Origin of the sequence: Cellulomonas sp. P24, assembly GCF_024704385.1 — a bacterium.
Classification (GTDB): domain Bacteria; phylum Actinomycetota; class Actinomycetes; order Actinomycetales; family Cellulomonadaceae; genus JAJDFX01.
This window is the reverse complement of sequence record NZ_JAJDFX010000002.1, coordinates 388,894-414,692: the sequence shown is the minus strand read 5'-3', so window position 1 is coordinate 414,692 and position 25,799 is coordinate 388,894. Positions and strand designations below refer to the sequence as shown.

22 protein-coding genes and 3 pseudogenes are annotated in these 25,799 nt (G+C 71.7%); 19 read left to right on the top strand and 6 right to left on the bottom strand.

Annotated features, from left to right (window positions below):
• Positions 1-135: 135 nt before the first annotated feature.
• The 5 genes and pseudogenes from LJB74_RS02050 (at position 136) to dnaE (ending at position 6,761) form a co-directional block, all read left to right on the top strand.
• Positions 136-819 carry a DivIVA domain-containing protein gene (locus LJB74_RS02050; RefSeq protein WP_259306966.1) on the top strand — a complete coding sequence of 228 codons (684 nt, stop codon included), beginning with the start codon at positions 136-138 and terminating at the stop codon, positions 817-819.
• Between the two features lie 243 nt (positions 820-1,062).
• Entirely contained in the window at positions 1,063-1,500 is a 438-nt protein-coding gene (locus LJB74_RS02045) for a TraR/DksA family transcriptional regulator (protein WP_259306965.1), read from the top strand.
• A 27-nt stretch (positions 1,501-1,527) separates the two neighbouring features.
• Positions 1,528-2,247, top strand: a complete 720-nt coding sequence (gene lspA / locus LJB74_RS02040; protein WP_310650788.1) for a signal peptidase II — start codon at positions 1,528-1,530, stop codon at positions 2,245-2,247.
• A pseudogene (locus LJB74_RS02035) lies at positions 2,240-3,212 on the top strand (RluA family pseudouridine synthase). The gene lspA and the pseudogene LJB74_RS02035 overlap by 8 nt, the downstream one beginning before the upstream one ends.
• A 5-nt stretch (positions 3,213-3,217) precedes the next feature.
• Positions 3,218-6,761, top strand: a pseudogene (gene dnaE, locus LJB74_RS02030) (DNA polymerase III subunit alpha).
• Positions 6,762-6,816: 55 nt separating this feature from the next.
• Here the strand turns inward: dnaE and LJB74_RS02025 are convergent.
• Entirely contained in the window at positions 6,817-7,047 is a 231-nt protein-coding gene (locus LJB74_RS02025) for an RNA-binding S4 domain-containing protein (RefSeq protein WP_259306964.1), read from the bottom strand.
• Positions 7,048-7,079: 32 nt separating this feature from the next.
• Between LJB74_RS02025 and hisD the strand changes: the two genes are divergently transcribed.
• Positions 7,080-8,402 (top strand): histidinol dehydrogenase, encoded by a 1,323-nt coding sequence (gene hisD, locus LJB74_RS02020; protein ID WP_259306963.1) that lies wholly within the window; start codon positions 7,080-7,082, stop codon positions 8,400-8,402.
• 82 nt (positions 8,403-8,484) lie between these two features.
• On the opposite strand, the gene LJB74_RS02015 is transcribed toward hisD, so the two are convergent.
• On the bottom strand, positions 8,485-10,689 hold the full coding sequence (locus LJB74_RS02015) for a RecQ family ATP-dependent DNA helicase (RefSeq protein ID WP_259306962.1): 2,205 nt from the start codon (positions 10,687-10,689) through the stop codon (positions 8,485-8,487).
• 68 nt (positions 10,690-10,757) lie between these two features.
• Here LJB74_RS02015 and LJB74_RS02010 point away from each other — a divergent pair, with 68 nt between their 5' ends.
• The 6 genes from LJB74_RS02010 (at position 10,758) to LJB74_RS01985 (ending at position 15,245) form a co-directional block, all read left to right on the top strand.
• Positions 10,758-11,852, top strand: a complete 1,095-nt coding sequence (locus LJB74_RS02010) for a histidinol-phosphate transaminase (protein ID WP_259306961.1) — start codon at positions 10,758-10,760, stop codon at positions 11,850-11,852.
• Entirely contained in the window at positions 11,849-12,469 is a 621-nt protein-coding gene (gene hisB, locus LJB74_RS02005) for an imidazoleglycerol-phosphate dehydratase HisB (RefSeq protein WP_259306960.1), read from the top strand. The genes LJB74_RS02010 and hisB overlap by 4 nt, the downstream gene beginning before the upstream one ends.
• Complete coding sequence (locus LJB74_RS02000) at positions 12,466-12,996, top strand: hypothetical protein (RefSeq protein ID WP_259306959.1); 531 nt, start codon at positions 12,466-12,468, stop codon at positions 12,994-12,996. The genes hisB and LJB74_RS02000 overlap by 4 nt, the downstream gene beginning before the upstream one ends.
• A 66-nt stretch (positions 12,997-13,062) precedes the next feature.
• Positions 13,063-13,701 carry an imidazole glycerol phosphate synthase subunit HisH gene (gene hisH / locus LJB74_RS01995; protein ID WP_259306958.1) on the top strand — a complete coding sequence of 213 codons (639 nt, stop codon included), beginning with the start codon at positions 13,063-13,065 and terminating at the stop codon, positions 13,699-13,701.
• 75 nt (positions 13,702-13,776) lie between these two features.
• The gene (gene priA / locus LJB74_RS01990; RefSeq protein ID WP_259306957.1) at positions 13,777-14,517 is read left to right on the top strand and encodes a bifunctional 1-(5-phosphoribosyl)-5-((5-phosphoribosylamino)methylideneamino)imidazole-4-carboxamide isomerase/phosphoribosylanthranilate isomerase PriA; all 741 of its coding nucleotides are present in this window, start codon (positions 13,777-13,779) and stop codon (positions 14,515-14,517) included.
• 11 nt (positions 14,518-14,528) lie between these two features.
• Positions 14,529-15,245, top strand: coding sequence for an SseB family protein (locus tag LJB74_RS01985; protein ID WP_259306956.1), 717 nt, complete (start codon positions 14,529-14,531; stop codon positions 15,243-15,245).
• 34 nt (positions 15,246-15,279) lie between these two features.
• Here LJB74_RS01985 and LJB74_RS01980 read toward each other — a convergent pair whose 3' ends face one another.
• The 3 genes from LJB74_RS01980 to LJB74_RS01970 form a co-directional block, all read right to left on the bottom strand.
• Positions 15,280-15,684, bottom strand: coding sequence for a spore germination protein GerW family protein (locus LJB74_RS01980; protein ID WP_259306955.1), 405 nt, complete (start codon positions 15,682-15,684; stop codon positions 15,280-15,282).
• Between the two features lie 93 nt (positions 15,685-15,777).
• Positions 15,778-16,479 (bottom strand): S1C family serine protease, encoded by a 702-nt coding sequence (locus LJB74_RS01975; protein WP_259306954.1) that lies wholly within the window; start codon positions 16,477-16,479, stop codon positions 15,778-15,780.
• 46 nt (positions 16,480-16,525) lie between these two features.
• Positions 16,526-17,251 carry a hypothetical protein gene (locus LJB74_RS01970; RefSeq protein WP_259306953.1) on the bottom strand — a complete coding sequence of 242 codons (726 nt, stop codon included), beginning with the start codon at positions 17,249-17,251 and terminating at the stop codon, positions 16,526-16,528.
• 105 nt (positions 17,252-17,356) lie between these two features.
• Between LJB74_RS01970 and LJB74_RS01965 the strand changes: the two genes are divergently transcribed.
• Positions 17,357-18,691: an MFS transporter gene (locus tag LJB74_RS01965; RefSeq protein ID WP_259306952.1), complete on the top strand. Its 1,335-nt coding sequence runs from the start codon at positions 17,357-17,359 to the stop codon at positions 18,689-18,691.
• 55 nt (positions 18,692-18,746) lie between these two features.
• On the opposite strand, the gene LJB74_RS01960 is transcribed toward LJB74_RS01965, so the two are convergent.
• Positions 18,747-19,112, bottom strand: a complete 366-nt coding sequence (locus tag LJB74_RS01960; protein ID WP_259306951.1) for a DUF1844 domain-containing protein — start codon at positions 19,110-19,112, stop codon at positions 18,747-18,749.
• Between the two features lie 330 nt (positions 19,113-19,442).
• On the opposite strand from LJB74_RS01960, the gene infC reads away from it, so the two are divergent.
• From infC to pheT, 6 genes and pseudogenes are all read left to right on the top strand, one after another.
• Positions 19,443-20,423 (top strand): translation initiation factor IF-3, encoded by a 981-nt coding sequence (gene infC, locus LJB74_RS20520; protein ID WP_310650787.1) that lies wholly within the window; start codon positions 19,443-19,445, stop codon positions 20,421-20,423.
• A gap of 81 nt (positions 20,424-20,504) precedes the next feature.
• Positions 20,505-20,699: a 50S ribosomal protein L35 gene (gene rpmI / locus LJB74_RS01950; RefSeq protein ID WP_259306950.1), complete on the top strand. Its 195-nt coding sequence runs from the start codon at positions 20,505-20,507 to the stop codon at positions 20,697-20,699.
• A 61-nt stretch (positions 20,700-20,760) separates the two neighbouring features.
• Entirely contained in the window at positions 20,761-21,144 is a 384-nt protein-coding gene (gene rplT, locus LJB74_RS01945; protein WP_259306949.1) for a 50S ribosomal protein L20, read from the top strand.
• A gap of 44 nt (positions 21,145-21,188) precedes the next feature.
• Positions 21,189-22,058 carry an RNA methyltransferase gene (locus LJB74_RS01940; RefSeq protein ID WP_259306948.1) on the top strand — a complete coding sequence of 290 codons (870 nt, stop codon included), beginning with the start codon at positions 21,189-21,191 and terminating at the stop codon, positions 22,056-22,058.
• A 49-nt stretch (positions 22,059-22,107) separates the two neighbouring features.
• Positions 22,108-23,175, top strand: coding sequence for a phenylalanine--tRNA ligase subunit alpha (pheS, locus tag LJB74_RS01935; RefSeq protein ID WP_259306947.1), 1,068 nt, complete (start codon positions 22,108-22,110; stop codon positions 23,173-23,175).
• Positions 23,175-25,750 (top strand): annotated as a pseudogene (pheT, locus tag LJB74_RS01930) (phenylalanine--tRNA ligase subunit beta). The gene pheS and the pseudogene pheT overlap by 1 nt, the downstream one beginning before the upstream one ends.
• Positions 25,751-25,799 lie beyond the last annotated feature (49 nt).

Genomic DNA, 25,799 nt, shown 5'->3' with positions numbered 1-25,799 from the left:
AGACGCCTTTCCGCAGGTCCCGCGGCGTGGTCACGTGGTGGTCACGCGCATGAGGGTCAATGTCCGCTAACGTGAACGGCGGCGGTCGGTGGACTGCCCCGGCCCGACCGAGCTCGATCGACAGAGGTGACACCGATGGCGCTGCTGACAGCAGATGACGTCCTGAACAAGAAGTTCCAGGCGACCAAGTTCCGCGAGGGGTACGACCAGGACGAGGTCGACGACTTCCTCGACCTCGTCGTCGGCACTCTCCGTGAGCTCCAGGGAGAGAACGACGACCTCAAGACGAAGCTGGCGGCGGCCGAGCGGCGCATCGCCGAGCTGAGCCGCACCGGAGCAGCTCAGGGTGCTCCGGTGGTCGCGGCACCGGCACCTGAGCCGACACCTGAGCCGACTCCCGCTCCTGCCCCCGTCGTCGCGGCCCCGGTCGCACCGGCACCCGTCGTGTCGGCCCCGGTGCGGCAGAGCGAGCCCGAGTCCGCGACCGGGATGCTTGCGCTGGCCCAGAAGCTCCACGACGACTACGTGCGCAGCGGCCAGGAGGAGGGCGAGCGACTCATCGCCGAGGCGAAGTCCCAGGGCACCCGGATCGTGCGTGAGGCGGAGGAGACGTCGAGCCGTACCCTCGGCCAGCTGGAGCAGGAGCGGTCGCTCCTCGAGCGCAAGATCGACGAGCTCCGCGTCTTCGAGCGCGACTACCGCACGCGCCTGAAGAGCTACCTGGAGAACCTTCTCGGGGACCTGGACAACCGGGGCAGCGCGCTCCAGGGTCGCACCACCCCCGGCGGTCAGCCGCAGGGCGAGGGGCAGTCTCTCTGACCTCTGCACGAACCATGGCCGCTGCACGGACCTTCGGGTACGTGTCCAGCGGCACCGACGAACGCCGTCCTCCGGTCAGCACGGGAGGGCGGCGTTCGTCGTACCCCGGGACGGGGTGTTTGTCCGGTCCTGGGAGACGCCGGAGGAGATCGGACGTGCGCGTCGTGTTGTGCGCATCGGCGCTGGCGCATACTCTCTCCTGACTTCCGTGGAGAGAGGGCACTGATGGTCGCCGATGACGCGATGACGACGGCTCGGATCGTGGGCGATGACGGGCTTCCGGTCATCGAGGACCTCGCGGTCCGCCCTGGTGAGGAGCCGTGGACCGTCGAAGACGTGCGCGCTCTGCGGAGCGAGCTGATCAGCGAGGTCGACCGGCTGACCGCTGAGCTGTCGGCCGCGGACACCGAGCTGTCCGACCTGCTCCGCAACTCGGGGGACGGCGCCGGGGACGACCAGGCGGACTCCGGCTCGAGCGCGCTGGAGCGCGAGCAGGAGCTGACGCTCGTCAACAACACGCGCAACCTGCTCACGCAGACCACGCGCGCACTCGAACGCGTGAGCGACGGGAGCTTCGCGACGTGCGAGTCCTGTGGCGAACCGATCGGCAAGGATCGCGTGCTCGCGTTCCCGCGGGCCACGCTGTGCGTCGTCTGCAAGCAGCGCGAGGAACGGCGCTGACCGTCACTCGTGGGAGACTTCTCCCCGATGTCTACGACTCCTGAACCTGTGACGGGCCACGACGAGCCCACCCCCTCGGTCGTGCCGGCGGGCGCGGCTCCGACGGACGCGCCGGTCTCGGCGCGCCGGCGGCGGCGACTGATGGTGCTGCTGACGGCACTGACGCTGTCCGTCCTTGTCGTCGACCAGGTGTCGAAGGCCTGGGCGGTAGGTGCGCTCACCCCGGGTGAGCGCACGCCGGTCATCGGCAGCCTCCTCGGCCTCTCCCTCGTCTACAACCCGGGTGCCGCGCTGTCCATCGCGACCGGGATGACCTGGGTGCTCACCGTGGTGGCGGTCGTGGTGGCGGTCGTGATCGTGCGCGCGTCGCGCCGGATCGGCTCGACGGGGTGGGCCGTCGCGCTCGGCCTGCTCCTCGGCGGCGCGCTCGGCAACCTCATCGACCGGCTGGTGCGGGAGCCCGGCCTCGGGCGCGGCGAGGTCGTCGACTTCATCGCGTACGCGCACCTGTTCGTCGGGAACGTCGCCGACGTCGCGATCGTGGTGGCTGCTGTCGTCATCGTGCTGCTGTCGATGCGGGGAATCCGGATCGACGGCACCCTCGAGGCGACGCGCACGACGGACCCGGGTCCGCACGCCGCGGCCGGTGGGTCCGACGCCCCGACGGACGCGCGCACCGGTGAGGGCGACCTGCTCCGGACCGACGGCACGTACGGGGACCCGACGGTCGACCCCGCCGATGTCTGAGGTCCGCGCGCTGCCCGTCCCGGACGGCCTCGGTGGCGAACGGGTCGACACCGGGCTCTCGCGGCTCCTGGGGGGTGTCCCGGACGCGCGCGGCCGAGCTCGCCGAGAACGGAGACGTCCTCGTCGACGGGCGCACGGTCGTCAAGTCGGACCGGTTGGTCCCGGGCTCGTGGCTCGAGGTGACCCTGACGACCCCGGCGCCGTTGGTCGTGGTGGCGGAACCGGTGCCCGGGATGCGTGTGCTGCACGACGACGACGACGTCGTGGTCGTCGACAAGCCCGTCGGCGTCGCCGCGCACCCGTCGCCGGGGTGGACGGGCCCGACGGTCGTCGGGGCGCTGGCTGCTGCCGGATACCGGATTTCGACCTCCGGCGCAGCGGAACGGCAGGGGATCGTCCACCGGCTCGACGTCGGGACGTCGGGTCTGATGGTCGTCGCGAAGAGCGAGCACGCCTACAGCGTCCTCAAGCGGGCGTTCAAGGAGCGCACGGTCGAGAAGGTGTACCACGCCCTGGTGCAGGGTCACCCGGAGCCGACGACCGGCACGATCGACGCGCCGATCGGCCGGCACCCGTCGGCGGACTACAAGTTCGCCGTGATCGCCGGCGGCAAGCCGTCGATCACGCACTACGAGGTGCTCGAGATGCTGCCGGCGGCCTCGCTCGTCGAGGTGCATCTCGAGACCGGTCGCACCCATCAGATCCGCGTGCACTTCGCGGCGCTGCGCCACCCGTGCGTCGGCGATCTCACCTACGGTGCCGACCCGAGCCTTGCCGCGCGGGTCGGCCTGTCTCGGCAGTGGCTCCACGCCGTGCGCCTCGGGTTCACGCACCCGTCGAGCGGTGAGTGGCTCGAGGTCACGAGCACGTACCCGGACGATCTCGCGGCAGCGCTCGGCACTCTCCGGGCGACCTACGAGCAGGACCTGCAGGCTCCGCGTGTGGGTGGCGGCGACCTAGACTGACCCGCATGGCATCGTCCGGAGGCTCCGACTTCGTCCACCTCCACGCTCACACCGAGTACTCGATGCTCGACGGTGCGGCGCGGATCGACGAGCTCCTCACGGAGGCCGAACGGCTGGGCCAGAAGGCCATGGCGATCACGGACCACGGCTACCTCTTCGGGGCGTTCGACTTCTGGTCCCGGGCACGTGCGCACGGCATCAAGCCGATCATCGGCATCGAGGCCTACCTCACCCCAGGGACGAGCAGGTTCGACCAGACCCGCGTCAAGTGGGGCGAGGCGCACCAGGCAGCGGACGACGTCTCCGCCCGGGGCGCCTACACGCACATGACGCTGCTGTCCCGGACGACCGAGGGCATGCACAACCTCTTCCGGATGGGTTCTCTCGCGTCGCTCGAGGGCCAGATGGCGAAGTGGCCCCGGATGGACCGGGAGCTGCTGAGCCGATACTCCGAGGGCATCATCGCCTTCTCGGGCTGCCCGTCGAGCGAGGTGCAGACGCGGCTCCGGCTCGGGCAGTGGGACGAGGCCGTCCGCGCTGCCGGCGAGCTGCAGGACATGTTCGGCAAGGAGTACTTCTACGTCGAGCTCATGGACCACGGCCTGGAGATCGAGCGGAGGGTCCTCAAGGACCTGATCCGGCTCGCGAAGGTCATCGACGCCCCGCTCGTCGCGACGAACGACCTCCACTACACGCGTCACGAGGACAGCCACGCGCACGAGGTGCTGCTGTGCGTGCAGTCCGGCACGACGCTCGCCGACCCCGACCGGTTCAAGTTCGACACGGACCAGTTCTACGTCTGGTCCGCTGAGGAGATGCGTCGTACCTGGGCGGAGCTGCCGGAGGCGTGCGACAACACGCTGCTCATCGCCGAGCAGTGCGAGGTCGAGTTCAACACGAACGCGAACTACATGCCGCGGTTCCCGGTGCCAGCCGGTGAGGACGAGCAGTCGTGGTTCATCAAGGCCGTCGAGACGGGGCTGCAGCGCCGGTACTCGGGAGCTGTCCCGGACGACGTCCGGGCGCAGGCCGAGTACGAGACCGGCGTCATCACGCAGCTCGGGTTCTCGGGCTACTTCCTGGTCGTCGCAGACTTCATCAACTGGGCCAAGGACCAGGGCATCCGGGTCGGGCCCGGGCGAGGCTCCGCGGCCGGGTCGATGGCGTCCTACGCGATGGGCATCACCGAGCTGGACCCGCTCGAGCACGGACTCATCTTCGAACGGTTCCTGAACCCCGAGCGGATCTCCTGGCCCGACGTCGACGTCGACTTCGACGAGCGTCGGCGTGGAGAAGTCATCCGGTACGTCACCGAGAAGTACGGCGAGGACCGCGTCGCGCAGATCGTGACCTACGGCACGATCAAGGCGAAGCAGGCGCTCAAGGACGCGTCCCGGGTGCTCGGCTTCCCGTTCGCGATGGGGGAGAAGCTCACCAAGGCGATGCCCCCCCGCGGTGATGGGCAAGGACATCACGCTCAAGGGGATCTACAACCCGGACGACCCGCGCTACGCCGAGGCGGAGGAGTTCCGCAAGGTCGTCGAGGCGGACCCGGAGGCGCAACGCGTCCTGGAGACGGCACGGGGCCTCGAGAACCTCAAGCGCCAGTGGGGCGTGCACGCGGCCGGCGTGATCATGTCGAGCGAACCCCTGATCGACATCGTGCCGATCATGCGGCGACCGCAGGACGGCGCGATCATCACGCAGTTCGACCAGCCGGCCGCCGAGGCGCTCGGCCTGATCAAGATGGACTTCCTCGGCCTGCGGAACCTCACGATCCTCGACGACGCGCTCGAGAACATCGTGATGAACGGCAAGCCGGCGATCCGCATCGAGGAGGTCCCTCTCGACGACCCGGCAACCTACGAGCTGCTCGGGCGGGGTGACACCCTCGGGGTCTTCCAGCTCGACGGTGGCCCGATGCGGTCGTTGCTGCGCCAGATGCGCCCCGACAACTTCGAGGACATCTCCGCCGTCATCGCGCTGTACCGGCCCGGTCCGATGGGCATGAACTCGCACATCAACTACGCCCTGCGCAAGAACGGTCTCCAGGAGATCGAGCCGATCCACCCGGAGCTGGCGGAACCGCTCGAGGAGATCGTCGGGATCACCCACGGCCTGATCGTCTACCAGGAGCAGGTGCAGCGCGCCGCGCAGAAGCTCGCGGGGTACACGCTCGGCCAGGCCGACCTGCTGCGCCGGGCGATGGGCAAGAAGAAGAAGGAGGTCCTGGACAAGGAGTTCGTGCCGTTCCAGGCCGGCTGCCGCGAGCGCGGCTACTCCGACGGGGCGATCCAAGCCGTGTGGGACGTCCTGGTCCCGTTCGCCGGCTACGCGTTCAACAAGGCGCACTCGGCGGCCTACGGCGTCGTCTCCTACTGGACGGCCTTCCTCAAGGCCAACTACCCGACCGAGTACATGGCCGGTCTCCTCACGAGCGTGCGGGACGACAAGGACAAGTCGGCCCTGTACCTCGGCGAGTGCCGTCACATGGGCATCACGGTGCTGCCGCCGGACGTGAACTCGTCGTCGGCCAACTTCACCGCCGTCGGCCCGGACATCCGTTTCGGTCTCACCGCGGTGCGGAACGTCGGGGCGAACGTCGTCGATGCGATCGTGAAGGCCCGGGAGTCCAAGGGAGCCTTCACGTCGTTCACGGACTTCCTCGACAAGGTCCCGGCGGTCGTGTGCAACAAACGGACGATCGAGTCGCTGATCAAGGCCGGCGCCTTCGACTCGCTCGGGCACACCCGTCGGGCGCTCCTGCTCGTGCACGAGCAGGCCGTCGACTCGGTGATCGGGGTCAAGCGCAAGGAGGCGGAGGGGCAGTTCGACCTGTTCGCCGACGTGTTCGCCGCAGAGGACTCGGCGGCGACCGGCTTCTCGGTCGTCGTCCCGGACCTACCGGACTGGGACAAGAAGCAGCGCCTGGCATTCGAGCGCGAGATGCTCGGCCTGTACGTCTCCGACCACCCGCTGTCCGGTCTCGAGCACGTCCTCGCGCAGTCGGCAGACGTCTCGATCGCGACGCTGCTCGCGGACGAGTTCCGGCCGGACGGTTCGACCGTCGTGATCGCCGGGCTCATCACGTCCCTGCAGCGCAAGATGTCGAAGCAGGGGAACCCGTGGGCGGCCGTGACGATCGAGGACATGGAGGGCTCCGTCGAGGTCATGTTCTTCGGCGAGACCTATCTCGCGTACTCGACCGTGCTCGCCGAGGACCAGGTCGTCGTGCTCCGTGGCCGGGTGCGTCGGCGCGACGACACGATGCAGCTCCAGGCCATGGAGGTCACCCTCCCGGACATGACGGCCGTCGCCGACGCGCCGGTCGTCGTGTCGATGCAGGTGTCCCGGTGCATCCCGCCGGTGGTCGAGAAGCTGCGAGAGATCCTCTGCACGCACCCAGGGGTCACCGAGGTCCACCTCCGTCTCACGAGTCCGGGGCGGGCGACGGTCATGCGACTCGAGGAGAACCTCCGGGTGGAGCGGTCGCCCGCGTTGTTCGGTGACCTCAAGGCGCTTCTCGGACCGAGCTGCCTCGCGTCGTGACGCGACGCGGCCGCCACCTCCCTGCGCAGGTGCCGGCCGACGGACGTGCCGGATCTCAGCCGACGACGGCCGTGCGGGACCCGGTCGGCAGGTCGACGGACACGACGTCCCCTCGGTGGAGCTGACGGCCGCGACGCTGCTCGGGCTCGCCGTTCACCGTGACCGCGTCGTCCTCGAGCAGCTCGCGCGCGTGGGCCCCGGTCTCGGCCAGGTCGGCAAGCTTGAGGAACTGGCCGAGCCGGATCGTGTCGTCGGAGATGGGTACCGGGCTGGGGTCGCTGTTCATGAGGCCATTGTGTCGGCAACTAGACTTGACCGGTGATCTTCCGCATCGACCTGCGTGGTCGCAACCTCACCGCCCGTGAGCTCGTCCAGGCCCTGCCGCGAGCCGAGCTCGATGTCGACGCCGCCAGTGCGCGCGTGGCCCCGATCCTCGCGGACGTCCGTGAACGCGGTGCGGCGGCCCTCCGTGACCTCGCCGAGCAGTTCGACCACGTGCGCCCTGAGCACGTGCGCGTCCCGCAGAGCGCGCTCGACGCCGCTCTGGCCGCGCTCGACCCTGGGGTGCGGACGGCGCTCGACGAGACGATCGCTCGTGTGCGCACCGTGCACGCGGCGCAGCGCCCGGCCGACTTCTCGGTGGATCTCGCGCCGGGCGCCCAGGTCCGGCAGCGGTGGATCCCGGTCCGTCGCGTGGGCCTCTACGTCCCGGGTGGGCTCGCGGTCTACCCGTCGTCCGTCGTCATGAACGTGGTCGCCGCCCAGGAGGCGGGTGTCGGGTCCCTCGCGGTCGCGTCGCCGCCCCAGCTCTCTGGCGGCGGGCTCCCGGACGCGACCGTCATGGCGACCTGCGCGCTGCTCGGCATCGACGAGGTCTACGCCGTCGGCGGCGCGCAGGCGGTCGCGATGTTCGCGTACGGCGCGGCCGGCAGCGAGCCGCAGGACGGCGCGCAGCTGTGCGAGCCCGTCGACATCGTGACCGGACCCGGGAACGTGTACGTCGCCGCGGCGAAGCGGCTCGTGCGTGGGGTCGTGGGGATCGACGCCGAGGCGGGACCGACCGAGATCGCGATCCTGGCGGATGCCGGGGCGGACCCGGCCCACGTCGCCGCCGACCTCATCTCCCAGGCCGAGCACGACCCGCTGGCGGCCGCGGTCCTCGTGACGCCGTCGGCCGAGCTGGCCGATGCCGTGGACGTCGAGCTCGCGCAGCGTGCGGCGGCAACGAAGCACTCCGAGCGCATCGGGGTGTCGTTGGCCGGCTCGCAGTCCGCCGTCGTCCTCGTCGACGATCTCGACGCCGGGCTGGCCGTGGTCAACGCCTACGGTGCCGAGCACCTCGAGATCCAGACCGCGGACGCTGCGGCGGTCGCCGAGCGGGTGACGAGCGCCGGCGCGATCTTCGTGGGTCCGTACTCCCCGGTCTCGCTCGGCGACTACATGGCCGGCTCGAACCACGTCCTGCCGACCGGTGGGTGCGCGCACTTCGCCTCGGGGCTCGGGGTGCACAGCTTCGTCCGACCGGTCCAGGTGATCGAGTACGACGCAGAGGCTCTCCGGACGCTCGCCGACCGGATCGTGGCATTGGCCGACGCGGAGGACCTTCCGGCGCACGGCGAGGCGGTCCGCGCCCGGTTCTGACTGCTGGCTCGATTCTGGCCGTCGGCCCGGTCCCGACTGCCAGCCCGGTTCTGACGTCCGAGGTGGCGTCCGTCGCGCGCGGTCAGCCGACGCCCAGCACGAACGGGTGGACTGCGCTCGCACCGGCCAGGCGCACGAGCCGTGCCGCGACGGTGATCGTCCAGCCCGAGTCGATCCGGTCGTCGACCAGCAGGACGGCGCGCCCGGCGAGCCCTGCGGCCGCCTGGTCCGAGAGCGCGAGCTCGAGCCTCCGGACGACGCCCGCCAGGCGTTGCGCCGAGTTGACGTCGTGGCGTCCGGCGGCGGTCCCCGAGATCGGGCGGACGGTGCCGATCACCGGGATCCCGAGCTGGCGGCCGACCCCCTCGGCGAGGTGCCGGACCAGTCCGGGCCGTGAGGCGGACTCCACGTACACGATCCCCTCCGGGGCAGGGTCCATGGCCCACGCGGCGAGGACGTCCAGCACCGGCCGACGCAGCGGTACCGGGAGCCCGTCGCCCTGAGCCTGCTCCGAGCTACCTGGTGCACCCGCGGCGAAGAGGTCCCGCAGGAGTCCGCCCCAGCCGAGGCCGTCGAGCCGTGCCACGGCACGCCCAGGTTCGGCCCGTTCGTCGGCCCTGAGCCTCCCGCTGAGCGGGACACCCAGGCGTTCCATCCCGGTCGGCCACTGACGGCGCGGCTCGACCTCCACGCCGGGCGTGGCGAGCCGCTCCCGCGCCGCGGCGATCTCCGCCTCGTCCGGTCCGGTCTCCGGTCCCGGCCCGATCGCGCCTCCGACGCACACGTCGCAACGGCCGCAGCGCCACCCGGGTGCGAGCTCGGGATCGTCCAGCGCGGCGCGCAGGTAGGCCATCCTGCACGAGTCGAGACCGACGTAGTCGACCATCGCCTGCTGCTCGGCTCGCCGCGTCGCCGCCACGCGCTCGTACCGGACCTCGTCGTAGGCCCACGGGCGTCCTGTGGACTCCCAGCCGCCACGGACACGGCGGACGGCGCCGTCGACGTCGAGCACCTTCAGCATGAGCTCGAGCCGGTTGCGCCGGAGGTCGACGCGTGTCTCGAGCGCCGCGGTCGACAGCGTTCCGGCATCCTCGAGTGCAGCGAGGGTGCGTCGGACCTCGGCCTCGGGCGGGAACGACAGCGACGCGAAGTAGTCCCAGATCGCACGATCCTCCCGTCCGGGAAGGAGAGCGACCTCGGCCTTCGCGGTGGCGCGACCCGCGCGGCCGACCTGCTGGTAGTACGCGATCGGTGACGCCGGCGCACCGAGGTGGACGACGAACGCGAGGTCGCCCTTGTCGAAGCCCATGCCGAGGGCGGAGGTCGCGACGAGGGCCTTGACCCGGTTCGCGAGCAGGTCCTGTTCGGACTGCTCGCGCTCGGCGGTGTCGGTCTGACCGGTGTAGGCCCGCACCTCGAGCCCGATGCCACGCAGGTGCTCGGTCACCTGCTGCGCGGCTGCGACCGTGAGGCAGTAGACGATCCCCGAGCCGTCGATCCGCGGCAGCCGGTGCGCGAGCCAGGCGAGCTGGGACGCGGCGTCCGGAAGGCGGTGCACGGCCAGGTGCAGGCTCTCGCGGTCGAGACCGCCACGCAGCACGAGGACGTCACCGGCGGCACCGGCTCCCGCAGGTCCAGCGGTCCCGGCGAGCTGCTCCGCCACGTCGGCGGTGACGCGCGCGTTGGCGGTCGCGGTGGTCGCGAGAACCGGGATCCCGGCCGGAAGCTCGTCGAGCAGCGTGCGGATGCGCCGGTAGTCGGGCCGGAAGTCGTGCCCCCAGTCCGAGATGCAGTGGGCCTCGTCGACCACGACCAGGCCGGCATCGGCGGCGAGCCGAGGCAGGACCTCGTCGCGGAAGCCCGGGTTGTTGAGGCGCTCCGGTGACACGAGCAGGACGTCGACCTCGCCGGCGGAGATCCGGTCGTGGACGTCGGCCCACTCGGTGACGTTCGAGGAGTTGATCGTCTCGGCACGGATGCCGGCCCGTTGAGCGGCTTCGACCTGGTTGCGCATCAGGGCGAGCAGCGGCGAGACGATCACCGTCGGCCCCGCGCCACGTGCCCGCAGCAGCGCGGTCGCCACGAAGTACACCGCCGACTTGCCCCAACCGGTCCGCTGCACGACGAGGGCGCGGCGTCGATCGGCGACGAGCGCCTCGATCGCGGTCCACTGGTCCTCCCGGAGGACCGCGTCGTCACGACCGACGAGCGCCACGAGCGCCGCCTGGGCGTCGCGTCGCATCGTCGTCCGGTCGGTCGCTGTCGGGGCCTGCGCCGGGGGAGTCATGCGGCGATGGTAGGCAGGTCCCACCGACAGTCGGCGGACGATCCGCTCCCAGAACCTAGAATCGCCCCGTGACCCTTCCCCTTCGCCCCGAGCTCGCGGGACTCGAACCGTACGGTGCCCCGCAGCTCGACGTCCCGGTCCTGCTCAACGTCAACGAGAACCCGTACCCGCCGTCCGACGCCGTGGTGGCCCGGATCGCCGCGGACGTCGCCGAGGCGGCGCACGGGCTGAACCGGTACCCGGACCGCGACTTCCTCGGGCTCCGGCGGGATCTCGCGGCGTACCTCGGGCGTGAGTCCGGGGTCGTGCTCGCTCCGGACCAGATCTGGGCCGCGAACGGCTCGAACGAGATCATGCTCCACCTCCTGCAGGCGTTCGGCGGACCCGGGCGCACCGCGCTGTCCTTCGCCCCGACGTACTCGATGTACCCCGAGTACGCGCGCGACACGTCGACCGCGTGGGTGGCCGGGCGGCGCGCCGACGACTTCAGCCTCGACACCACGGTCGCGGTGGAGTCGATCGTCCGGCACCAGCCGAGCGTGATCCTCCTGGCGAGCCCGAACAACCCGACCGGCACCGCACTCCCGCTCGCGGACGTGGAGGCGGTCCTGGCCGCCGCCGACGCGGTGGCGGGTGGGTGCGTGGTCGTCGTCGACGAGGCCTACGGGGAGTTCCGGCGCGCGGGCACGCCGTCGGCGCTCGAGCTGCTCGCCGAGCACCCGAACCTCGCGGTCAGCCGCACGATGTCCAAGGCGTTCGGGCTCGCGGGCGCGCGCGTCGGGTACCTCGCGGCGGCCCCCGCGCTGATCGACGCGCTCCGGGTGGTGCGCCTGCCGTACCACCTCTCCGGGGTCACCCAGGCCGTCGCCCGCGCGGCACTGTCGTTCGCCGACGAGCTGATGGCCCAGGTCGGCTCGCTCCGCGACGACCGGGACGCCTGCGTCGCGTGGCTCCGCGAGCGCGGCTTCACCGTGGCCGACTCGGACGCGAACTTCGTGCTGTTCGGCCTGTTCGACGACAGGCACGCGATCTGGCAGGGTCTGCTGGAGCGCGGGGTCCTCATCCGGGAGGTCGGGCCCGAGGGCTGGCTGCGGGTGTCGATCGGCACCCCGGCGGAGATGGCGTCGTTCCGCGACGCCCTGGTGGAGGTGGCGGGACTGTGACCACTGCGGCGACGAGAGCCGGACGGACCGGACGGGTCGAGCGGGTGACGTCCGAGTCGAGCGTGCTGGTCGAGCTCGATCTCGACGGGACGGGACGTACCGAGATCGCGACGACGGTGCCGTTCTACGACCACATGCTCACGGCCCTGGGCAAGCACTCCCTGATCGACCTGACCGTCCGTGCGACGGGGGACACGCACATCGACGTGCACCACACCGTGGAGGACGTCGCGATCTCGATCGGCGAGGCGCTCCGGCAGGCGCTCGGCGACAAGGCCGGCATCTCGCGGTTCGGGGATGCCCTGGTCCCGCTCGACGAGGCCCTCGCCCAGGCGGTGGTCGACGTGTCCGGCCGGCCCTACCTGGTGCACGTCGGAGAGCCCGCCGGACAGGAGTACCACCTGATCGGCGGCCACTTCACCGGGTCGCTGACCCGCCACGTCTTCGAGTCGATCGCGCACCACGCGGGGATCTGCCTCCACATGCGCGTGCTCGCGGGCCGCGACCCGCACCACGTCGTGGAGGCGCAGTTCAAGGCGTTCGCGCGGGCGCTGCGGTTCGCGGTGCAGCCCGACCCGCGCGTCACCGGCGTCCCGAGCACGAAGGGCGCGCTGTGAGCTACCTCGAGCCCGACGGCGGCACGCACCCCGAGGGTGAGCTGCCGCACGACCTCGAGATCCCCGACGACCTCTCGTCCCTCGAGGAGGAGGTCACGCGTGCGCTCGTGCTGACACAGGTCGCCTCGGCACAGGCGCTCGCGGCCGCCGGGGCCCTCAACGGTCTCGCGATCGACGCGGTCGACTCGCCGGTCGGGGCGATCGCGATCTGCCGCGACCCTGCAGGCACCGGTCCGGCGAGCGTCGCGTCGGTGCTGTCGGCGGCGGTCAAGGGTGTCCCCGTGATCCTGCTCACGCGCCGTGGCGGTCAGGTCGCGGCCCAGCGGTGGCTCGACGGTCAGGCGGGGGACGATCTCCCTGCCGGACTCGTCCTGTCCGACGCGCCGGCGGTCCTCGAGGACCTCGTGCTCGGCACGACGGACGCGGCCGACGTCGAGGGAGTCGTCACGAGCGTGGGGATGTCGCGGTGGAAGGCGATGCGCACGCTCGCCGCGCAGGCACGCTCGGCACGTCGCGCAGCCGAGTGACGCCGGCGGCGTCTCGCGGCGCAGACGCGTGCGTCGTCGCGGGAGCCGACCGGTAACCTGGGGTCCGTGAGCACCTCGCCGACCGTCGTCGTCCTCGACTACGGGTTCGGCAACGTCCGCTCCGCGGTCCGTGCCCTCGAACGTGTCGGCGCGCAGGTCGAGCTCACCGCCGACGCCCGCGCCGCAGCCGAGGCGGACGGGCTCGTCGTGCCCGGTGTCGGGGCGTTCGCCGCGGTCATGGCGGGCCTGCAGGCGGTTCGCGGCGGGCAGATCATCGACCGAAGGCTCGCCGGCGGTCGGCCGGTCCTGGGGATCTGCGTCGGGATGCAGGTGATGTTCGAGGCCGGCGACGAGCACGGTACGCGTACCGACGGCCTGGGGGAGTGGCCCGGTCTTGTCGACCGGCTCGAGGCCGACGTCGTCCCGCACATGGGGTGGGCGACTGTCGAACCCCCGGCCGGCTCGAGGCTGTTCGCGGGCGTCGAGGACGAGCGTTTCTACTTCGTGCACTCGTACGCCGCGAGGTCGTTCGCACCGCTCGGTGACGCGAGGTTCGAACCGCCCGCGGTGACGTGGGCGGAGCACGGTGACCGGTTCGTGGCGGCGGTCGAGAACGGACCGCTGTGCGCAACCCAGTTCCACCCCGAGAAGTCCGGCGACGCCGGTGCGCAGCTGCTGACCAACTGGGTCGAGTCGCTGCGCTGACATCCGTGCGGGCATGCCGGTCTCCCGGTCACGTCCGAGAGCCCGATGCCGGGCACCACACCCGAGAGGACCCCGATGACCGATCGTCTGGAGCTGCTGCCCGCCGTCGACGTCGCCGACGGCCAGGCCGTCCGACTTGTCCAGGGCGAGGCCGGCTCGGAGACCTCGTACGGTGACCCGCTCGCGGCGGCGCTCGACTGGCAGCGGGGCGGGGCCGAGTGGATCCACCTGGTGGACCTGGACGCGGCGTTCGGCCGAGGCTCGAACGCGCCGCTTCTCGCGGAGGTCGCCCACGAGCTCGGTCGTCTCGGGGTGAAGGTCGAGCTGTCGGGAGGTGTCCGCGACGACGCGTCGCTGGACCGGGCGCTGGCCACCGGGGCACGCCGGGTCAACCTGGGGACCGCCGCTCTCGAGAACCCCGAGTGGACCGCGAAGGTCATCGCGAGCCACGGCGACGCGGTCGCGGTCGGTCTCGACGTGCGCGGGACCACGCTTGCGGCGCGCGGTTGGACCCAGGAAGGCGGTGACCTCTGGGAGGTGCTCGCGCGGCTCGAGGACGCCGGCTGCGCGCGGTACGTCGTCACGGACGTCACCAAGGACGGCACGCTGCGCGGTCCGAACCTCGAGCTGCTGCGAGCCGTGTGCGAGCGGACCGACGCCCCGGTGGTCGCGTCGGGTGGGATCTCGAGCCTGGAGGACCTCGTCGCTCTCCGGTCCCTCGTGGCGGTCGGGGTCGAGGGTGCGATCGTCGGCAAGGCGCTCTACGCCGGGGCGTTCACGTTGCCCCAGGCGCTCGACGTCGCCGGGCGACCCTGACGGGCATCGCGGTGCCCGGACGCGAGCTTCCACCGACCTCTGCCTTCGCCGGCGACGACGGGCGCGCCGACCTGGAGCTGTCGGCAGCCCTGTCACGCCTCGCCGGTGAGGAGCAGGGCCCTGTGGACGTCGTGCGTGCGCTCGCGGGTGCGCGCGTGCTCGTCCCGGTCGTCGCGCACGCCGAGGAGCTCGTCGCGGCCGGTCCGCACGTCGTCGACTCGCAGGGGTCCACCGGCATCGTCGCGATCCGGACACCGGACGGGCGCACCGCGCTCCCGGTGTTCTCGAGCGTCGAGACGATGGCGGCGTGGCGCCGCGACGCACGCCCCGTGCCGGCGCAGGCGACTCGGGCGGCGCTGTCTGCCGTGGACGAGGGCTGGGAGGTCATGGTGCTCGACCCGGCCGGTCCGGTACCGGTCCTGGTGCCTCGACCGGCGGTCTGGGCGCTCGCGCAGGGACAGGAGTGGGTGCCGGCTGTCGTCGGGGACGTCGTGGATCCCGCGGTCACCCGGTCCGTGCGCGGAGCCCTGGCAGCGATCGGCGAGGTCGTCGACGTCCAGACGACCGCAGGAGGACGTGCCGAGGTCGCCGTGGTCCTGACCCTCCGTGCGGGTCTGCGGCAGGCCGAGCTCGATGTCGTCCTGGAACGTGTCGGCGCGGCTCTCGCCGCCGAGGAGGTCGTCTCGCAGCGGGTCGACTCGCTCGAGCTGCGACTGCGGTCCGCCTGAGGACCACGGCACGCGTGACGCGCCCGCCGACGGCTCAGGCGCGTCGTGGACCGCGTCGACGCAGGCTCCGGACGGTCAGCAGCATCACGAGTGACATCCCGAGGAGCCCGCCGGTGATCTGTCCGCCGAGCACCACTCGGTTCACGTCCACGGCCGGCTTCCAGTGGACGCCCGTTGAGTCGATCACGTAGACACCGATCGGTCTCACCTGGATCCCGAACCCGCCGCCTGCCCCGAACCCGCCGCTCTCCTGACCTGGCGCCGGGTCGTCTGTGGCCGCCCCGCCGCTACCCCCGCCGGTACCGCCGAGGACCTTCGCCACCGGGATCACGGTGCGGCCATCGCGCTCGTACGGCTCTCCGAACACGCGCCGAACGTGCAGTGCATCGCTCGCCGCACCGACCAGGGACGCAAGGTCGAGCTCCGGGTGCTTGGCCATGAGGCACTCCTCCACGGGTCTGCCGAGGACCGACTCCTCGGTCGGGCCCACTGTCCCACGTGCAGGTCGTGCGACCGTGACAGGGTCGTCCTGTCAGGAGCACGAGGGAACCGGCGTGAAAGCGCTCGCGTCCGCCAGCACCGCCCGCACCGTGCTGATCGGGACCAGGAAGCTGTCGCCCGCGGAGTCCTTCGCGTACACGACGCCGATCACCCGTCCGCGCGCGTCGAGCGCGGCGGAGCCGGAGCTGCCGGGTTCTACCGGCGCATCGGTGACCAGCACGGTGCCGAGGCTCTGGTGCAGCGGGTCGGTCGTCTGACCGGTCACCCGTCCGCTCGTCACCGTGAGCCGTCCGCCGAGCGGGTACCCGACGACGGTCACCGGGTCGCCCACCGTCGGGTCGTGGTCGGCGAGCTCGGGTGCGGCCGGCAGCCGCTCGGCGGTGCGGACGACCGCGAGATCAGCGAGCGACGCGGTGCTCGCAGCGGTGACCGCGACGTCCCGACCGTCGTAGGTGCTGAGCTGGAGGTCGGCCGAGTCGGCGACGACGTGCCGGTTGGTGATGAGGGTGTTCGCGTCGATCGCGAAGCCCGAGCCGGTCGACAGGGACGAGCAGCCGATGTTCCGGATCCGGACGGTCATCCGCTGCGCCTGGTCGAAGCCGTCGGGCGAGAGGTTGCCGGTCGCGGTGGGTGCAGGTTCGGGCTGCGTGGTCCCGGAGATGTCGGTGGGCACGGGGGCGGGCAGTGCAGGGACCACGCCGCAGCCGGTGAGGAGTCCCCACGCTGCGGTCACGCCGACCACCACCAGGAGCGGGGGGAAGGTCGCCTGCTGCGCGTGCTCACTTGGCGAGCTCGGCCTGCAGCGACGTGTTCGCGTTCTGCGCCGACCGGCACAACGCGTCGACGTCGGACGAGTAGCGCGCGAGGTCCGTGCTGTCGTAGCTCGCCGCGTCGCGCAGGTATCCGATCAAGGTCTGCTGGGCGGTGACGCAGCGGTCGAGGGCCGAGGCGACGGTCGCGGCCGCGGCGCCGATCCTCTTCTGGTAGTCGGCGAGCTGTTGCTGGGTCGCGATCTCGTCGCCGATCTGGGCCTTCTCGTTCGCCAGCTCGGTGATCCGGGAGGTCGCGGTCGCGAGCTGGTCCCGGACGGCCGCGAGCTCGCTGGTCGCGCCCTGGAGGTCTCGCTGCGCGGTCGCGAGCTCGTCGGCCTTGCGCTCGGCCAGCGTGCGCCACTCCGCACTGGCGCGCTGGTGCTCGTGCGTCGCGACGACCAGGTAGCCGGACAGGCCGAGCAGCGCCACGAGCGGGACGACCAGGGCGGCGATGGCCCGTGAGACTCGCCGACGCCGGACTGGAGGTGCGCTCGCCAGGTGCTCGGGCGTGGGCGCGTACGCCACGCGCGCTGCGTCGGCGGTCGGCTGTCCGGCGGACGGCAGAGCGATCGGGACGGTGTCTCCCGCGGCTGGATCGGGGGCCACCGGCAGTGCGGCCGTCGGGAGCGGGTCGGCTCCGTCGCGGGCGCCGGTGCGCCCGCGCCCGTCGGGGACCGGAGGCTCGGTGATCACTCCGCCAGGATACGGACGTGCGGGTTGTCCGGGCATCAGGCGGTCGGGTGGTGGGGACAGGAAAATATGGTGCCGGTGCACCGTCACGCGCGGGAGAATGTCCTGGTGTCCCTCGCCCCCTACTCCGATCTGCTGCGCCGTCCGGGCGTGCTCCGGCTCAACCTCATCGCTCTCGTGGCGCGCCTCCCGCATGCGATGACGGGTGTGGTCGTGACGCTCCACGTCGTCGGTCCGCTCGGCAAGGGGTATGCGCAGGCCGGGATCGTCGCGGGGGCCCTGACGATCGGCATGGCGGTCGGTGGGCCGTGGCGTGGGCGTCGCGTCGACACGATCGGGCTCCGACGAGCTCTCGTCCCGTCGGTGATCGTCGAAGCCTCGGTCTGGACGGTCGCGCCGTTCCTCGGCTACCGGGCACTGGTCGCGGCTGCGTTCCTCGCCGGTCTGTTCCTGGTCCCGGTGTTCCCCGTCGTTCGCCAGTCGCTCGCGGTGCTGGTGCCGCAGCCCCAGCAGCACACCGCCTACGCGCTCGACTCGGTCGGAACCGAGCTCACGTTCATGCTGGCACCGGTGGCCGGGGTGATGATCGCGACCCAGGTGTCGACGACTGCGGCGCTGGTGGTGGTCGGGCTGTCGACGGTCGGCGCGGGTGCGCTCCTCATGTGGTTCAACCCGCCGACACGCAGTGCGACCCCGAGCGAGCCCGTGGTCGGAGCGGGCAGCGGCGTCGCGGCGTCACCGAGGGCCGTCACGAGGGTCATCACCCCCGGTCTCGTCGTGGTCCTTGCGGCGTCATCGGCGGCGGCGTTCGTCCTGAACGGGACCGACGTGAGCATCGTCGCCGTGCTGCGGCAGTGGGGCGAGGGCTCGTCGATCGGCTGGATGGTCGCGCTGTGGGCGGGCGGCTCGATGATCGGCGGGCTCGTCTACGGTGCGGGCCACCGACGGGTCAGCCCGTTGGTGCTGGTCCTGGTGCTCTCGGTCGCGACCGTCCCGGTGGCGTTCGCCGGGACGCCGCTGCTGCTCGCGGTGGCGCTCGTCGTCGCGGGGATCCCGTGCGCCCCGGCCCTGTCGGCGATCACCGCGGAGCTGGTGCGCGAGGTGAGCGAGGACAGGCGCGGCGAGGTGATGGGGTGGAACGGTACGGCGATGACCGTCGGCGCAGCCGTGGGTGCGCCGTTCTGCGGCTGGGCCATCGACCGGTTCGGCCCGAGCACGGGCTTCCTCGCCGCGAGCGTCGTGGCGGGAGTGCTTGCCGGGGTCGGCGTGATGGTGCTCGGCGTGTCCCGGCGTCGTGCGGCGCCGGAGAGCGTCGGTCTCGAGCATGCGCCTGGCGAGGTTGCACCTGCTGAGCCGTCTGCCGGGCCGTTGACCGCGGAACCGTCGCGCACCGGGCAGCTGGATGCCGATCTGCTGCGTGCCGAGCCCAGTCTCGTCGACTGACGGGATCTGCCCGGATCCCGCCGGATCCCACCGGTGGGATCCGGTGCGAGGTCGATCAGCTGACCGGACCGGTGTAGCTCTCGCCGGGGCCTTGGCCGAGGGGGTCCGGGAACGGCGACGCCTCCCGGAAGGCGAGCTGCAGCGAACGCAACCCGTCGCGAAGCGCGCGAGCGTGCTGGTTGCCGAGGTCAGGGGCTGAGGCGGTGACGAGAGCAGCCAGGGCCGTGATCAGCTTCCGCGCCTCGTCCAGGTCGAGGAGGTCGGCGCCCGTGGTCTCGGCGGTGTCCTCCGAGAGGCCGCACTTGACGGCTGCGGCGCTCATCAGGTGCACCGCCGCGGTCGTGATCACCTCCACGGCGCTCACCTCGGCGATGTCGCGGGTCGCGGCGGCGATGTCCGGATCGGGGGAGAGGTCGGTCATGGGGACGATCCTCTCACCCGGCGACGGCGGAGGACCGACAGGCCGTGCAGCACCCGCGACAGCCGGACTGGCGCTCCGATGCTAGAGTTGGCCCTCGACCGACTGGTGCGCGCTGTCACAGGCACGTACCAGTGCACAAGTGGAGCTGATCCCACCTGTCGCCGACCGCGCTGCCAGGCCTCGTGCCTGACGCCACCAGGTGCCGGGTTCGGTCCGAAGGTTGGCTCGGGGCGGTACCGCCGTTCTGAGTCGCACGTGGCGTGCCGCTTCGCGGTGCGACGCGCCGTCGGATCTCACGCCCTCTTGTGCTCGCACACGGGGGCGTTCTTCGTGAGCGGTGGTCGTCGACACGAACGTGAGGAGTCCCACATCAGCGAGCCCCGCATCAACGATCGGATCCGCGTCGCCGAGGTCCGCCTGGTCGGCCCTGAGGGCGAGCAGGTCGGCATCGTCCGCGTGGAGGACGCCCTTCGTCTGGCGCAGGACGCCGACCTCGATCTCGTCGAGGTCGCCCCGGACGCGCGACCGCCTGTCTGCAAGATCATGGACTACGGCAAGTTCAAGTACGAAGCAGACATGAAGGCGCGCGAAGCCCGCCGCAACCAGACCAACACGGTCCTCAAGGAGATTCGCTTCCGGCTCAAGATCGACCCGCACGACTACGGCACGAAGAAGGGCCATGTCGAGCGGTTCCTGAAGGCCGGCGACAAGGTCAAGGTCATGATCATGTTCCGTGGTCGCGAGCAGTCGCGCCCGGAGATGGGCATCCGCCTCCTTCAGCGTCTGGCCGACGACGTGGCCGAGCTCGGCTTCGTCGAGAGCGCGCCGAAGCAGGACGGCCGCAACATGATCATGGTCATCGGCCCGGTCAAGAAGAAGGCCGACCAGAAGAGCGAGCAGCGTCGCGCCGCGTCCCGTACGGAGCAGCCTGCCGCCGCGCAGCAGCCGACGGCGGGTCAGAGCCCGACGGCACCTGAAGCCCCGGTTGCTCCGGAGCAAGTTTCCAGTCCCGCACCGGTCGTCGACGCCCCGGCTACGGAGGCTCCGGCAATGGAGGTCCCGGCGACGGAGGCTCCTGCGGTCGTGGCTCCGGTGGTCGAAGCCGCCGTGGCGGATGTTCCCGTTGCGGCGCCTGAAGCCGTCGCACCTGCTCCGGCGGCCCCGGCACCGCGCCCCGTCGCGGCACCCAAGCCGCCGACACCCAGGGCACCCGCCGCCAAGGCTCCCGCACCGAGGACGCCCGCGCCGCGGGCACCGAGACCAGCAACTCCCCAGGCTCCGGCACCGAAGCCCGGGACCGACCAGAACTGACCTGCGTGGGGATCGAGCGATCCCCGCACGACCAAGTCGCGTGAGGTCCGCGCGATGTGACGATGAGGAGAGACGGCAGCCATGCCGAAGAACAAGACGCACTCCGGTGCCAAGAAGCGCTTCCGGCTGACCGGCAGCGGCAAGCTCATGCGTGAGCAGGCGGGCAAGCGCCACCTGCTCGAGCACAAGTCGAGCCGCCGTACCCGGCGTCTGACTCCCGACCTGGTCGTCTCCAAGGCCGACACCCCCAAGATCAAGAAGCTGCTCGGCAAGTGAGGTCCGGGGCGCCCGTGCGCCCCTCCCTCACCTGTGAGCCCCGAGAACCAAGGAGCATCACGTGGCACGCGTGAAGCGGGCAGTCAACGCCCACAAGAAGCGTCGTTCAACCCTCGAGCGGGCCAGCGGCTACCGCGGTCAGCGTTCGCGTCTGTACCGCAAGGCGAAGGAGCAGGTCACCCACTCCCTCACCTACGCGTACCGCGACCGCAAGGCGCGCAAGGGCGACTTCCGGAAGCTGTGGATCCAGCGGATCAACGCAGCGTCCCGCGCCCAGGGGATGACCTACAACCGGCTGATCCAGGGCCTCAAGCTCGCAGGTGTCGAGGTCGACCGTCGCGTGCTCGCCGACATGGCGGTCAACGACGTCACCGCGTTCAACGCGCTCGTCGCGGTCGCCAAGGCCGCGCTGCCGGCGGACGTCAACGCCCCGGCCGCGGTCTGAGCATCGACGTCGGTCAGACGCAGGTCACGAGGAACGCCCGGACGATGCCGGTGCTGACCAACCCCCGCGCCGAGCGGGTGAGGTCGGTACGAGCACTCTCCGGGCGTTCGTCGCGCCTGCGGACAGGACGGTTCGTCGTCGAGGGCCCTCAGGGGGTCCGTGAAGCGGTGCGCGAGGCCCCCGGGCGGATCCATGACCTCTACGTCACCGCGACGGCGGCAGCGCGGTACCCCGACATCGTCGGTTCGGCGCACTCCGGAGGCGTCCGGGTGCACGAGGCGAGCGACGAGGTCCTGGCGGCGATGAGCGCGGACGCCCAGGGGCTGGTCGCCGTCATGGATGTCGTCGCCCCGCTTCTGTCCGACGTGCTCTCTCGGGGGCCGCGGCTCGTGGCGATCCTTGCCCGGGTGCGTGACCCCGGCAATGCCGGCACGGTGATCCGGGCAGCGGACGCCGCCGGTGCGGATGCCGTCATCCTGACCAGTGAGAGCGTCGAGCTGCACAACCCGAAGGTCGTTCGCGCGACCGCGGGCTCGTTGTTCCACCTCCCCGTCGTCACCGGCCCGTCTCTCGCGGAGACCGTGCTCGCTGCTCGCGCGGCAGGACTGAGCGTCCTTGCCGCGGACGGCGCGGGCGATCTCGACCTCGACGACCTCGCCGACGTCGCCGGCGGCGCCGGGGCGAGCACCATGCCGGACCTCACCCACCCCACGGCATGGGTGTTCGGCAACGAGGCGTGGGGGTTGTCCGACGAGGACCGAGCCCTCGCGGACGGGGTGGTACGGGTACCGATCTGGGGTCGGGCCGAGTCGCTCAACCTCGCGACGGCGGCAACGGTGTGCCTCTACGCGTCAGCGCGCGCGCACCGGTCCACGGCGCGGTCGTCGGCCGTCGCGTCGGACGGCTCGCACTAGACTCTCGACCTGGTCGTACGGCCGATTCGACCTGCCCCGGAAGGCACGGATGTCCATCTCAGACGCACCGCCCATCTCCCCGCTCGACGCCGACGCCGTCGACCGTGCCGTCCAGCAGGCGCTGGGCGCGTTCGGTGCGGCCGCGGACCTCGACGAGCTCAAGCTCGCCCGACTGGCGCACGTGGGCGACCGCAGCCCGCTGTCGCTCGCCAACCGGGAGATCGGTCGTCTCGCACCCGCGGACAAGGCACAGGCGGGCAAGCTCGTCGGTGCGGCCCGCGGGCGACTGAACGCGGCCCTGGCACAGCGCCAGTCCGAGCTCGAGGCCGAGCGGGACGCCCGGGTGCTCCTCGAGGAGTCGGTGGACGTGACCGTGCGCAGCGACCGGAGGCCGCGCGGGGCCCGGCACCCCCTCGAGACCCTGCAGGAGCGCATCGCCGACATGTTCGTGGCCATGGGCTGGGAGATCGCCGAAGGGCCGGAGCTCGAGGCCGAGTGGTTCAACTTCGATGCGCTGAACTTCGGTGTCGACCACCCCGCGCGGCAGATGCAGGACACGTTCTTCGTCGAGAGCGGCGCCCCGGGGGTCGACTCGCACCTGGTCCTGCGCACGCACACGTCTCCGGTGCAGGCACGCACGCTGCTCGAGCGTGAGCTGCCGGTGTACATCGCCTGCCCGGGGAAGGTGTTCCGCACCGACGAGCTGGACGCGACCCACACGCCCGTCTTCCACCAGGTGGAGGGGCTCGCGGTCGACAAGGGCCTCACGATGGCGCACCTCAAGGGGACCCTGGACCACTTCGCCCGCGCGATCTTCGGACCGGAGGCGCGCACGCGGCTGCGACCGTCGTTCTTCCCCTTCACCGAGCCCAGCGCCGAGATGGACCTGTGGTTCCCGCAGAAGAAGGGCGGGCCCGGCTGGATCGAGTGGGGTGGCTGCGGCATGGTCAACCCCCACGTGCTTCGGGCCTGCGGGGTCGACCCCGAGGTCTACTCGGGCTTCGCGTTCGGCATGGGGATCGAGCGCACGTTGATGCTCCGCCACGGCATCGCGGACATGCACGACATGGTCGAGGGGGACGCACGGTTCTCCCTGCAGCTCGGGACGGAGATCTGATGCCCCGCATCCCCCTGACGTGGCTCGCCGACCACGTCACCCTGCCCGACAGCCTCACCGCCGACCAGCTCGCTGCGGACCTGGTCCGCGTCGGCCTGGAGGAGGAGGCGATCCACCCCGCAGCCGTCAGCGGTCCGCTCGTGATCGGCGAGGTCGTCGAGCGCACGCCCGAGCCGCAGAAGAACGGCAAGACCATCAACTGGTGCCGGGTCGACGTCGGCTCGCACAACGAGGTCGGCGAGGACGGGACGCTGCGCCCGCGCGGGATCGTCTGCGGTGCGCACAACTTCGACGTGGGCGACCGCGTCGTCGTGGCGCTGCCCGGGGTGGTGCTCCCGGGACCGTTCCCGATCGCTGCGCGGAAGACCTACGGTCACGTCTCGGACGGCATGATCTGCTCGGCGCGCGAGCTCGGGCTCGGTGACGACCACGACGGCATCATCGTGATCTCGCGCCTCGGTCTCGAGGCCGAGCCCGGGACGGACGCCCGTGCGCTCCTCGGGCTCGGTGAGGACGTCCTCGAGATCAACGTGACCCCGGACCGTGGCTACTGCTTCTCGATGCGCGGTGTCGCGCGCGAGTACAGCCATTCGACCGGCGCGGCCTTCGTCGACCGCGGTCTCGCGGCGCGCGTGCCCGACGCCGCGCCCGAGGGTGTCGCGGTGGAGATCGACGACGCCGCGCCGATCAACGGGGTCGCAGGGGCGGATCGGTTCGTCGCCCAGGTCGTACGCGGCGTCGCCGCCTCGGCGCCGTCGCCGACCTGGATGCAGCAGAGGCTCACGCAGGCCGGCATGCGTCCGATCTCGCTCGCGGTCGACGTCACGAACTACGTCATGCTCGACCTCGGCCAGCCACTGCACGCCTACGACCTCGCACGGGTGGCGGAGCCCGTCGTCGTGCGCCGGGCCGCACCGGGGGAGCGCCTCACGACGCTCGACGGTGTCGACCGCGCCCTGGTCGCCGAGGACCTCCTCATCACCGACAGCCCGAACGGGGTTCGCGGGGGCCGGATCCTCGGTCTGGCCGGTGTCATGGGCGGCGCGGAGAGCGAGGTCGCACCGACGACCACCGACCTGCTGATCGAGGCCGCCCACTTCGACCCGATCACCATCGCGAGGACCGCCCGTCGGCACAAGCTGCCGAGCGAGGCCTCACGACGCTTCGAGCGGGGGTCGACCCTCAGCTCCCGCGCGTCGCCGTGGCACGTGTCGTCGAGCTGCTCGTCGAGCACGGTGGCGGGGTCGCCGACGCCGCGCTCACAGACGTCGATCGCACCAACGCCCCAGCGCCGATCGTCCTGCCCGTCGGGTTGCCGGCTGCGCTCATCGGCGTCGACTACACCGAGGCCGAGGTGCGTGAGACGCTCCTCGTGATCGGGTGCGGCGTCGCGGACGGCACCGAGCCGGGCACGGTCCGGGTCCAGGTGCCCTCGTGGCGACCCGACCTCGTGGCGCCCGTCGATCTCGTCGAGGAGGTCGCGCGGTTGCGCGGCTACGACGCGATCCCGTCGATCGTCCCGCCGGCCCCGGTCGGCCGTGGCCTCACGCAGGCCCAGCGTGCACGTCGGGCCGTGGCGACGGCGCTGGCGGAGGCGGGTCTCGTCGAGACGCTGAGCTACCCGTTCGTCGGTCCCGAGCAGTTCGACGCGCTCGGGATACCCGCGGACGACGGACGCCGGCGCGCGGTGCGTCTCGTGAACCCGCTCTCCGAGGAGCAGCCGGAGATGCGGACGAACCTGCTGATGACCCTGCTCGAGACCGCCCGGCGGAACATCGGTCGCGGGGCCTCGGACGTCCTGCTGTTCGAGCTCGGGCTCGTCACGCTGCCGGACGGCGACGTGCGTCAGGTCCCGGCGCTGCCCGGTGGCTCGCGCCCGGCGGACGACGTCCTCGACCGGATCAGGAGCGCTGTGCCCGCGCAGCCGCGGCACGTCGCGGCCGTCCTCGCCGGCGCACGTGAGCGATCCGGCTGGTGGGGGCAGGGTCGCCGCGCGGACCACACCGATGCGATCGACGCGGCATGCCTCGTCGCCGATGTCGTGGGCGCCGCGGTCGTCCTGCGTCAGGAGCAGGGGCAGATGCCGTGGCACCCCGGACGGACGGCACGGCTCGAGCTCGCGGACGGCGGCGCCGTCGTCGGCTTCGCCGGCGAGCTCCACCCGTCCGTGGTCGCCGAGCTCGGGCTGCCGGCCCGGACGGCGGCGTTCGAGGTCGACCTGGACGTCCTGCTCGGCGCGGTCCCGACCGAACCGCGCCAGGCGCGCGAGGTCTCGACCTTCCCGGTCGCGAAGGAGGACATCGCCCTCGTGATCGACGCGGATGTCCCCGCGGGCGACGTGCTGGAGGCTGTTCGTGCGGGAGCGGCGGGGTCGCCGGCCGGCGACATCGTCGAGGAGGTGCGCTTGTTCGACGTCTACGAGGGTGCACAGGTGGGCGCAGGACGGAAGTCGCTCGCGTTCTCGCTCCGGCTGCGGGCGAGCGACCGCACGCTCACCGCGGACGAGGCGGCCGGTGTGCGCGAGGCGGTCGTCGCCGAGGCGGCACACCGGTTCGGGGCGACGCTCCGCGCGTAGGAGCGGGACGGGTGCGGCCGGGCTGCCCGACGTCGGTGGCCCGCGTCGT